At 69.1% G+C, this 9,692-nt stretch carries 9 protein-coding genes and 1 pseudogene; 2 read left to right on the plus strand and 8 right to left on the minus strand.

Going from position 1 to position 9,692, the window contains the following annotated elements:
- Positions 1-124 precede the first annotated feature (124 nt).
- On the plus strand, positions 125-1,015 hold the full coding sequence (locus BST44_RS14025; protein WP_083177704.1) for a universal stress protein: 891 nt from the start codon (positions 125-127) through the stop codon (positions 1,013-1,015).
- On the opposite strand, the gene mhpA is transcribed toward BST44_RS14025, so the two are convergent.
- Genes mhpA through BST44_RS14040 form a run of 3 tightly spaced genes read right to left on the minus strand, consistent with a single transcriptional unit; the run spans position 907 to position 4,615 of the window.
- Positions 907-2,541, minus strand: a complete 1,635-nt coding sequence (gene mhpA, locus BST44_RS14030; protein WP_208619792.1) for a bifunctional 3-(3-hydroxy-phenyl)propionate/3-hydroxycinnamic acid hydroxylase MhpA — start codon at positions 2,539-2,541, stop codon at positions 907-909. The two genes, BST44_RS14025 and mhpA, sit on opposite strands and share 109 nt — an antisense overlap.
- Entirely contained in the window at positions 2,538-3,488 is a 951-nt protein-coding gene (locus BST44_RS14035; protein WP_083177706.1) for a fumarylacetoacetate hydrolase family protein, read from the minus strand. The genes mhpA and BST44_RS14035 overlap by 4 nt, the downstream gene beginning before the upstream one ends.
- The gene (locus BST44_RS14040) at positions 3,485-4,615 is read right to left on the minus strand and encodes a VOC family protein (RefSeq protein WP_083177721.1); all 1,131 of its coding nucleotides are present in this window, start codon (positions 4,613-4,615) and stop codon (positions 3,485-3,487) included. The genes BST44_RS14035 and BST44_RS14040 overlap by 4 nt, the downstream gene beginning before the upstream one ends.
- A 95-nt stretch (positions 4,616-4,710) precedes the next feature.
- On the opposite strand from BST44_RS14040, the gene BST44_RS14045 reads away from it, so the two are divergent.
- Positions 4,711-5,355: a TetR/AcrR family transcriptional regulator gene (locus BST44_RS14045; protein WP_083177707.1), complete on the plus strand. Its 645-nt coding sequence runs from the start codon at positions 4,711-4,713 to the stop codon at positions 5,353-5,355.
- Here the strand turns inward: BST44_RS14045 and BST44_RS14050 are convergent.
- The 5 genes and pseudogenes from BST44_RS14050 to BST44_RS14070 form a co-directional block, all read right to left on the minus strand.
- Entirely contained in the window at positions 5,352-6,194 is an 843-nt protein-coding gene (locus BST44_RS14050; RefSeq protein ID WP_083177708.1) for a pyridoxamine 5'-phosphate oxidase family protein, read from the minus strand. The genes BST44_RS14045 and BST44_RS14050 overlap by 4 nt on opposite strands.
- Positions 6,195-6,263: 69 nt before the next feature.
- A complete protein-coding gene (locus tag BST44_RS30655) occupies positions 6,264-6,737 on the minus strand; it encodes a type II toxin-antitoxin system Phd/YefM family antitoxin (protein ID WP_208619793.1) in 474 nt (157 codons plus the stop codon).
- 20 nt (positions 6,738-6,757) lie between these two features.
- On the minus strand, positions 6,758-8,314 hold the full coding sequence (locus tag BST44_RS14060) for an MlaD family protein (protein ID WP_083177710.1): 1,557 nt from the start codon (positions 8,312-8,314) through the stop codon (positions 6,758-6,760).
- Positions 8,308-9,438, minus strand: a complete 1,131-nt coding sequence (locus BST44_RS14065; RefSeq protein WP_439330722.1) for a virulence factor Mce family protein — start codon at positions 9,436-9,438, stop codon at positions 8,308-8,310. Before BST44_RS14065 ends, BST44_RS14060 begins: the two co-directional genes overlap by 7 nt.
- A gap of 68 nt (positions 9,439-9,506) precedes the next feature.
- Positions 9,507-9,692, minus strand: a pseudogene (locus tag BST44_RS14070) (mammalian cell entry protein); the annotation flags it as partial.

Consider the following 9,692-nt stretch of genomic DNA (forward strand, 5'->3'; position numbering starts at 1 on the left):
CGTGGCGTTAAGGCGACTTGAACGGGTGCCGTAACAGCCCTCCGTCCCGCCGGTTAGGGACTTAAGCCTCACGACCGAAGACCCCTGGGGTCAATAGCGTCGGTCGTGATGGAGGGAGAACGAAATGTCAGCACCTGACCAACAGCGCGGCATCGTCGTCGCGGTCGACGGCTCGCCGGCATCGAACGCCGCCGCTATCTGGGCCGCCCGCGAAGCCGGGATGCGGCGAGTGCCGCTGACGGTCGTCCACGCGGTGAGCACACCCACCGCCACTTGGCCGCCGGTCCCGTACCCCGAATCTCTGGCGATCCGGCTGGAGGACGAGGGCAAGAAGGCGATCATGCACGCGATCAAGCTCGCCGAGGAGGCACTACCGGCCGATCGAAGGGTCGCTATCAACCGGGAGCTCGTCTACTCGAGCCCGGCGCTCGCCCTGATCAAGATGTCCGACGAGGCGGACATGGTTGTGGTGGGCACGGCGGGGCGAGGATTGCTGGCCCGGGGGGTGCTCGGTTCGGTCAGCGCGACGGTGGTGCGCAACGCGCATTGCCCGGTGGCCGTCATCCACGGCGACGAGCTGCCGGACAGGCCGGATGCGCCGGTGCTGGTGGGCATCGATGGATCGCCGGCCTCCGAGCTCGCCACCGCGGTCGCCTTCGACGAGGCGTCCCGCCGCGGCGTCGACGTCATGGCCTTGCACTCGTGGAGCGACGTGGCCATCACCGAACTCCCGGAGTCGGATTGGACGTCCCTGGAAGAGGAGGCGCAGCGCAGCCTCGCCGAGAATTTGGCGGGTTGGCAGGAACGCTATCCCGACGTGTCGGTGCAGCGATTGGTCGAACGCGACCAGCCGGCCCGACAGCTCGCCGAGAAGTCCGAATTCGCTCAGCTGGTCGTGGTGGGCAGTCACGGACGCGGTGGTCTCGGCGCCCTGTTGTTGGGATCGGTCAGCAACGCGGTGTTGCACTCGGTGCGGATACCGGTGATCGTCGCCCGGCCGTCGACGTCGTCTTGATCCGCGGCGGGCGAAAGCACGCCGGCCGTCCACGCGCAAAGGGCGGCCACGTCACGCCCGGCGCGCGCCACGGTCCGGTCGGGGCGCACCAACGCGGCGGTGGCGCGGTGGCGGCGTAGCCACGCCGCCAGCGGGCTGCCGGCCTCGGCGACCAGCACCGCGACAGCGCGCCGCCGCAGCGCCGCCTCGTCGGCCACACTCAGGCGAGCGGCGCTGATCAACGCGAAACCGGGGCCAAGCACGTCGTCCAGCCGGCGACCGTCGCGCAGCGCCGGATTGGGGCACAGGGTGCCCGCGAGCCGGCACGGCCGCCGCACGGACCTGTGCACCAGCGCGGAACGGCGCAGCGCCGGCGTCCTGGAGTCGACGACCTTGTCGCGCAGGCCGGGGACGAGCCGCAGCCGAGGCAACACCGCGCGGCGCGCCGCATCGCCCAGGCGGCCGCCGCCCGTCATCGCCCAACCGACGCCGAGCGCCAGCCGGATCATGGATCGGGCATGTGGTTTGCGTTCCCGCTCATAGGTGTCCAGCACATCCGGGGCCAGGGTGCCGTGGTGGACGCCGGCGATCTTCCACGCCAGGTTGGCCGCGTCGCGCAGCCCCGCTCCCATGCCCTGCCCGATGAACGGGGGAGTGAGGTGCGCCGCGTCGCCGAGCAGGAAGACGTTCCCGTGGCGCCAGCGGTCGGCGATCTGCGCGCGGAATGTGTACTCGGTAACCCGTAACAGGGTCAGCTCGCCGACGGGCACGGTGCGGGTCCACGGCTCGATCAACGGAAGCAACCGCTCCATGGTGCCGAAGTCGCTCGCCGTTTCGCCGGCCAGCAATTGGAACTCCCACCGGTAGCGGGCCGGTCCGATGCGCATGTAGGTACCGGCGCGGTTCGGGTCACACACCTGGTGCACGCCGTCCCACTGGCCCAGGTCTGCCTCGCTCGCCACGTCCACCACCAGCCAGCGCTGCTGAAAGTCCAAGTCCCGCATGGTCGATCCGATCGCGGCCCGCACTACGCTGTTGGCGCCGTCGCAGCCCAGCAGGTAGCCGGCGTCGACCCGATGGACGCGGCCGTCGGAGCGGTCGGTGAAGGTGACCCGGATCGACGTCTCGCCCACCGCGACGTCGGTGACTTCGGCGTTCCCGCGCAGTCGGGCGGCGGGGTGCCGCTCGAGGTTGACGCGCAGCAGGGCCTCCAGCTCCGGCTGGTCGAACATGTTGGCCTGGGGGAAGCCGTGCACGCTGTGCTCCGGGTCGCGGTTGAACTCGGCGAGCGTCCGGAGTCGGTTGTCCACCAATCGCAATCCCAGTGTGGGCCGCGACAGCGCGCCGAACTCGCCGGCGATCCCGAGGCGGGCGATGAGGCGATAGATCTCGTCGTCAAGGTGCACGGCGCGTGGTTGGGGATACACGCCGGGCCAGCGGTCGAGTACCAAACAGTGCACTCCGTACTGGGCCAGCAGCGTGGCGGCAGTGACGCCGGTAGGTCCGGCGCCGACGATCACGACGGGAAACCGCTGAATGTCGGTCACGCGAATCGGACTGCGGTGCGCTGCGTTCCGAGATCGATGGCCCCGTCGTCGGTGGCCACCGACGCCTCGACGACGTCACCGTCGTGCAGGTAGTTGCGGTTGGTCGCCTGGCGCGAGAAGAACATCTTCCACTTCATCGCGGGCGGCAGCAGGTTTCCGATGAACTGCACGGGCTTCGGCGGGGCGCTCAGCGCGGTGCCGGCCGGGGTGCCGGTGAGCACCAGGTCACCCGGGGCGAGTTCTTGGAACTGGGTGAGCGACTGCAGCGCCTCCAGGGGCCGGTACAGCATGTCGCCCTCGACCAGGGCGTTCTGGCGTTCGTGGCCGTTGACGCTCAGGCGCAGCCGCAGATCGCCGAAGCGCTTGAGTTCTTCGGCGGTGAGCAGCACCAGTTCGGGGCCGACCGGGGTGAAGGTCGGATACGACTTGGCCTCGTAGAACTGGGTCTGCGGGAGCTGGATGTCACGCGCGGAGACGTCGTTGGTGACGACCAGCGCGGCGACGAAATCGCCGAGGTTGGCGTCGGAGATGTCGGTCCCGACCGGAACGGCACGGCCGATCACCAGGCCGATCTCCACCTCGTAGTCGAGCAGCCTGACGTGCTGAGGTTTCACGATGTCGTCGAAGGGGCCGGAGATGGACGCCGACGCCTTGCGGAAGAAAGTGAGCGGGGTCGACGCGGGATCCATGCCCGCGTCCCTTACGTGCGACTCGTAGTTGGTCATCTGGGCGATGACCCGGCACGGGCGGGTCACCGGCGAGACCAGTTCGAGGGTGTCGACGGGGACGGTGGCGGCGCCCGCGGCCGCCCCTTCGATGGCGGCCCGGTCGGCCAGCAGCGCGCCGGTGCTGGTGGCGTCGGTGTCGATCTTGATCGCACCCTGGGCGGTTTTGAGCCACCAGGCGTGGCCGGTTTCGGAGGCGGTGTGCAGCACGGAAAGGGTCATGAGACGGGGACTTTCAGTAGGCCGACCATGCGATTGACATCGAACTCGTTGTGCGCGCGGAGCGCGGTGATCATCGAAACCAGTTCGCGGGGAGCCGATCTCGTGTTGGTTCCGAGGAAGTCCCTGGTGGCCGGTGGCCCCCACTGCGCCAACCCGGACGCGGTGAAGGGCGCCCAGCCCGGCTCCAGTGTGTTGTCGAACAGGTCGCCATCGGTGAAGTGCTCGAACAAGTCACCATCCGGGTCACGCCAGTAGTCGAAGATCTGGCTGCCCTGGATGTGTCTGCCGACTCCCCAGGATCGGGAATACCCCCGCGCGCTGAGGTATTCGCCGCCGGCGGCCAGGGCGTCGAGGTCACTGACCTGATAGGCCGAGTGGACGTAGCGGTTGGCCGGCCCCAGGGCCATCGCCAACGTGTGATGATCGGCCGGCGTCGATCCGCGGTCACACCGGATGAAGCTCATGGTCGGCCCCCGGTCACGTTGGTCGGGGAAGTACAGGAAGTCGCTGACGATCATGCCGAGGTTGTCCAGGTACCAGTTGAGCGTCTCGAGGTATTTGGTCGACTGCACCACCAGGTGTCCCAGGCGCTGCACCCGCGCGGGCACCCGGGGCGGACGCTGAGCGGCGTTGGTGCGCCGGACGTCCCGTCCGAAGTTGAAGATCTGGGGCGGTTGGTCCGGCAACTCGGGCAGTTCGTGCATGCCGGCGACGACTCTCACCGGCATGCCGCTCGGGTCGGACAACTCGACCGCCAGGCCGCCGATGGTCTCCGGCAGTGGCCGCGCGGTGGCACCGGCGTTGGCCGCCAACCGATGGACGTCGGTCTCGTCTAGGGCGCGAAAGGCGGCCCCGGTGAACCGGTTTCGCCGCCCCCGACGCACGATCACGCAGGGACCGCCCGCCTGGGTGCCGCGCAACTGCAGCTCGTCGGCGGTGTGCCGCGCCGTGTGGAAGCCGAACGCGCGGGCGAAGGCTTCGGCCCGCGCCAGGTCCGGCCGCTCGAACTCCAACCACGCGATGTCGGCGACCTTGATCACCGGGTTGCGCGACCGGCCGGGATGCTCGCCCCGGCGCGCACCCTGCTCGCTGTGCGCGCGCCGGTCGGCGCTTTCCGTCAGATCCATGAACACTCCCAACTAACTGACGAAATCGTCACATACGAGAGAACGTTCAGTCAAGGGTCTGACGAAATCCTCATCACTGAGGCATACTGCTGTTGATGAATGCGATGGTGGAGCCCGTCAACCGGCTGGAGCGCCGCAAGCGGCGCACCCGGGCGGCGCTGGTTCAGGCGGCGCAGCGGCTGATCGCCGAGGGCAAGGTCAACGTGCCGGTCCTGGAAATCACCCAGGCCGCCGATGTCGGCATGGGGTCCTTCTACAACCACTTCGACAGCAAGGAGCAGCTGTTCGAGGCCGCGGTCGCCGACGTGCTCGATGCCTACGGGGCCCTGCTCGACCGGCTCACCGAGTCCATCGAGGACCCTGCCGAGACGTTCGCCACCAGTTTCCGGCTGACCGGCCGGCTGTTTCGCCGCCGGCCGCAGGAGAGCAGGATCCTGCTGGCCAACGGGCTGGAGCTGTTGTCGTCGGAACGGGGTCTGGCGCCGCGCGCCCTGCGCGACATCAAAGCCGGGATGGCGGCCGGGAGGTTCACGATCGACGATCCCGAATTGGCCCTGGCCATGGCCGGCGGTGCGCTGCTGGGGCTCGGCAACCTCCTGCGGGACGACCCCGATCGCGACGATGCGCACGCCGCCGACGTCGCCACCGAGAAGGTCCTCGGCCTGTTCGGGCTGGATTCCGCCGAGGCGCGCGCGATCTGCCGGCGCCCTCTGCCCGACGGAGGATTTTTCGGGGGTTAGCGGGCGACGCCGCCAACGGAGAATGCGACGCTTCGACCCACGCCGCCATCGTCACCGGACGCGCCCGGCGTGGTCCACCGCACGCGCGCGGTCCCGGTGACGTGCAGTGCGGCGCCGGTATCGAAATCGACGAACAGCAGGGCGGCCTCGTCGTCGACGGCGAGGTTGCCGTAGCTGTTGAACATGTTGTTGCCGGGGAAATCCGGCCACCACAGCCGGGTCGGGGAGTCGATACGGACGAATCCGGGTGGACCGCCGCGGTGGGAGGCATCGCTACCGCGGGTGGGATGGCTCGTGCCCAGGAAGAACGTGTCGGACGCTGCAACCAATGCTTGGTCGGTCGGGCCCAGCAGGGTTGCGCGCCGCTGTGACACGGGCCCGGTCATCCCGGCAACGTCGATCGCATGCCGATGAATGTACTTGGGGCAGTTGCCGTATGACTGGTCGACCCGCACGGTCAGACCCGCGCCGTCGGCATCGACGAGTTCGCCGTTGACCCGCAGCCTGCGCCGCGTGGCGAAGTCGATGGCGATGAGTCCGACCTGTTGACCGCCGGGGATCTCGTGCAGCGGATCGCCGCCCCGGGGCAACGCGGACACACGAAGGAGGTCGTCCTCGCCGCGGAGGAACCCCGGCGGTCCCGCCAGCGGCGAGATCCACAGGACGCCGTCGTGGTCGCGTCCCGTCATCGCGGCGAACCGTTGTGACCCGAGAAACGCCTCGGCGCCTGCGGACAGGCCCGACGCACGGAGCATGCCCTCGAGCCGTCTGGCCTCGGCCTCCACGCCGGCTCGACGCTGCGTCGCGGTCTCGCCCTCGTGGAAGCCCGTCGCACTCATACCAGCCGCAACAATGCCGCCACGGTAAAGCTTCCGCGCGCCGCGGGGGAGGCCAGCGGCCGGCGCCTGCTAGGCGACCGACACGATGCGGGCGACCAGCTTCCCGCCGCGGATGACCCCGATCGTCTGCCCCGCGGCGACCTCGTCGAAGTAGCGTCCCGCGCGCTTTCTCAGTTCGTCGAGCCCGATTCCGCCGCTCGGGTCGGCCGGAACGGGGGCCCGCTCCGCCCCACCGGCGGGCACGATCTGGGCCAGTAATCGGCCGCCGCGAACGACGTTGACCGTCTCCCCGGCCGCGACCCGGTCGAAGCACCGCCCGGCCCGGGTTCGCAGTTCGTCGAGTCCGACCCACCCACCGGCGTCGGACGCCGCGGGTTGGACGGATCGCGCCGGGATCGGAGCCACCCTGAAGTCACCCACCGGCACGATCCGCGCCACCAGCTTGCCGCGACGCACGACGTCGATACTCTCCCCGGCGGCGACCCGCTCGAGATATGTGCATGCGTTGCTCCGAAGTTGGCCCAAGCCAATCGCTTTCCGCATTTCGCTCCGATCTCCGTCGTTCATCGGCCGGCCGGCGGCGCCAGCATGTCCTTCCAGCCGTCGTCACCCGTTTTGCTCGAGTTCTCCACCGCGTATTTGGCGCCGTCGGGCCCCACCAGTTCGCCGCTCTGGGGAAGGTAAACGGCCGGGGGCGGACCGCCGGGCGTATAGACGCACGGATTCGGTTGTTGCCCATTGCATTCGACGCTGCCCGACCCAGGCCGCTGCAGTGGATCGCTGATCGGGGGTGGGGTGCCCGCGACCCGGTCGGACGGTGCCGGGTTGAGGCCGTTGTCGACCGACGGCGCGGGCATCACCAGACCCGGCTTCACGGGCTGGTCGCAGCGTGCCGCGGGCGCGGGGCAGGTGACGATCTGATTGGGGTCGCCGTACCACGGGTTGGTGCCCAGCGGAACGTAGGGTTTGGAGTCGCGGCACTCCCGCGGCGTGGCGGCGCGTTTACCGGGGACATCGACACACGGCAGGTTCCGCGCGCCGCGCACGGCGTTGGCGGCGGTGTCCTGCGGGATCTTGCAATAGGTTCCGGACGGCATCGGCGCCAGGCTGGTGTCCGCGGGAGATCGCCACTGCGGCGCCGGCAGGAACCCGGTCAGACACGGCGGGGGCTGGTTGATGGTGAGCGAGGTGCCCAGCGACGCGTAGCCCGGGAAGGCCGACGTCACGGTCTGGCCCTCCGACGCGCCCTGCGGGTAGGCGACCAGCAGTTGCTCGACGCCCTTGTGGTAGCGCTTGAGCATGTCCCACACGATCGCGAGATTCGCCAGTGTCTGCGGCAGCGACTCACGGACGTCGCCGAACACCTCGTTGACCTGATCCGCCGTCGGCGCCGCCTGGGTCAGGATGCTTTGCACGTGCTGGTCGCTCTCCGCGCTCTGGGCGGCCAGAATGTTCAGGTTGTGCGACCAGCGCTCGATCGAGTCACCGGAGTTGACCTGGCTGTCGATGATCGGCCCGGAGTTTTGGACGATGTCGTTGATGTCGGAGATGTTGGTCTTGAAGTCGCCTGCGATCGCCTGCGTCGCATCGACCAGCCGTTGCAGGGCGGGGCCCAATCCGCCGACGGCTTGGGCTGTTTCGTCGAGCAGCGAGGCGATCTTGTCCTTGGGCAGCACGGCCAGCCCGCGGTTCGCCGCGTCCAGCGCCGGACCGATTTCGGTGGGTATGGTGCCCTTGGTGATGGTCTGACCGGGCGAGAAGTATTGGCGCGGGTTCCCCACCGACACCAGGTCCAGATACTGCTCACCGACCGCCGACACCGAATGCACGTTCGCCGACGCGTCAATCGGGATCTTGTAGCGGTCGCCGATGCTCATCGTGACCCGGGCGCCCGTGGCGGTGGGCTCGACAGCGGTGACGGTGCCGATGGTTTCGCCGCGATAGGTGACGTTGGAGGTCTTGTACAGCCCGCCCGACGCGGGCAGCTCGGCCTTCAGCGTGTACTGGCCGATCCCCATCGCAGTGGGAATCTGCAGGTAGTACCAGCCCAGCGCAACCGCGGTGATCGCCGTGAGGACGGCGAACATGACCAGCTGGCGCTTGATGAAACGGGTCAGCATTGCCGGTCCGCCCTTTCGACCAGCGGGCCGCCCGGGGCGTCGTTGGGGTTCGGCGTGTACCGGACGTCGGGGATCATCGTTTCGGGGTCGCGGCCCCACGATTGCTCGAGCGCGCGCAGCGCCCCGGAGAACCCGGTCCCGGTGAGGACCGCGTTGTCGACGGCGCTCATCGTCAGATCGAGCGTCAGCGACAGGTTGAAATAGTCGCCGCGGAATGCCTTGGGCACGGCGTCGATGTCGAACGGCCGGACGAGGATCAGCTTGAGCGCGCGAATCAGATACGGCGCCGCGCGGCCGAGTTCCCGCAGCGGGCACTGCAGCGACGCCAGGTCCTGGTGCAGGTCGCCCCGCGCGGCCGACAGGTATTGGTCGGCGACCCCGCTGAGCCGTCCCGTCGCGTCGACCGCGTTGATCAGAAGGTTTTGCTTTTCGGCGAAATGCTTTAGCAGCGGCGGGAATTCGGTGAGGACCCGATCCAGCACGTCGGAGCGGGGACCCACGTACGACAGCAGCCGGTTGGTGGAATCGATGGCCCGGGTGATGTCAGCGCGTTGCTCGTCGAGCCGGGCGGTGAAGGTATCCAGCTTGCCGAGGAAAGCGCGGATCTGGTCGGCCCGGCCGTTCACGACGTTGTAGACCTCGTTCTGCAGGACTTCGAGGTTCGGGATGCCTCCCCCGCGCAGCACGATGGCGAGGCTCGCCAGCGTCTGCTCGGTCGTCGGATACGTGGACGCATTTTTCAGCGGGATGGTGTCGCCGTTCCGCAGTGGCTCCGGGGACGGGTTGGGTGGTGCCGCCAGCTCCACGTGCTGTGAACCCAGCAGGCTGGTCTGACCGATCTTGGCGGTCGCGTTCCTGGGCAACTTCACGTTCTTGCCCAACCGCAGCGTCAGCGTCGCAACCCAGTTCTTGAGTTCGATCGCGCGCACCGTGCCGACGAAGACGTCGGCCACCCGCACCCGGCTGTTGTCGTTGAGGGCCAGCGTGTCGGGCATCTGCACGTAAACGGTGTAGGAACCGGGCCCGGAGCCCGGGCCGCCGGGCATCGGCACGTTCGCGATTCCGTGCCACTTCGCGCACGAGGTGAGCACCGCCGCGGCGCTCAGGACGGCCGCCCCCTTCAAGGCCGTGCGCCGGGTGCGGGAACCGAACGCGCGCAGCGATTGTGCGGTCGCCACGCGCCTCGCGGCCGTCACGATCCCGCTCCCGTAGCGGCGGCCGCCGGTGTCGGCGCGACCGGGCCCGTCGCCACACCCGGCGCCGGCGGCGGCGGTGGGATCGGCACCTGCGGCGCTTGCAGGCCGATGGGCGGCACCACCGGGTTCTCGTCGTAGGCGTTCGGCGGGCCGGGCGGCGTCTGCAATCCCGGGGGAGGGGG

The organism is Mycobacterium scrofulaceum (assembly GCF_002086735.1).
Classification (GTDB): Bacteria; Actinomycetota; Actinomycetes; order Mycobacteriales; family Mycobacteriaceae; genus Mycobacterium; species Mycobacterium scrofulaceum.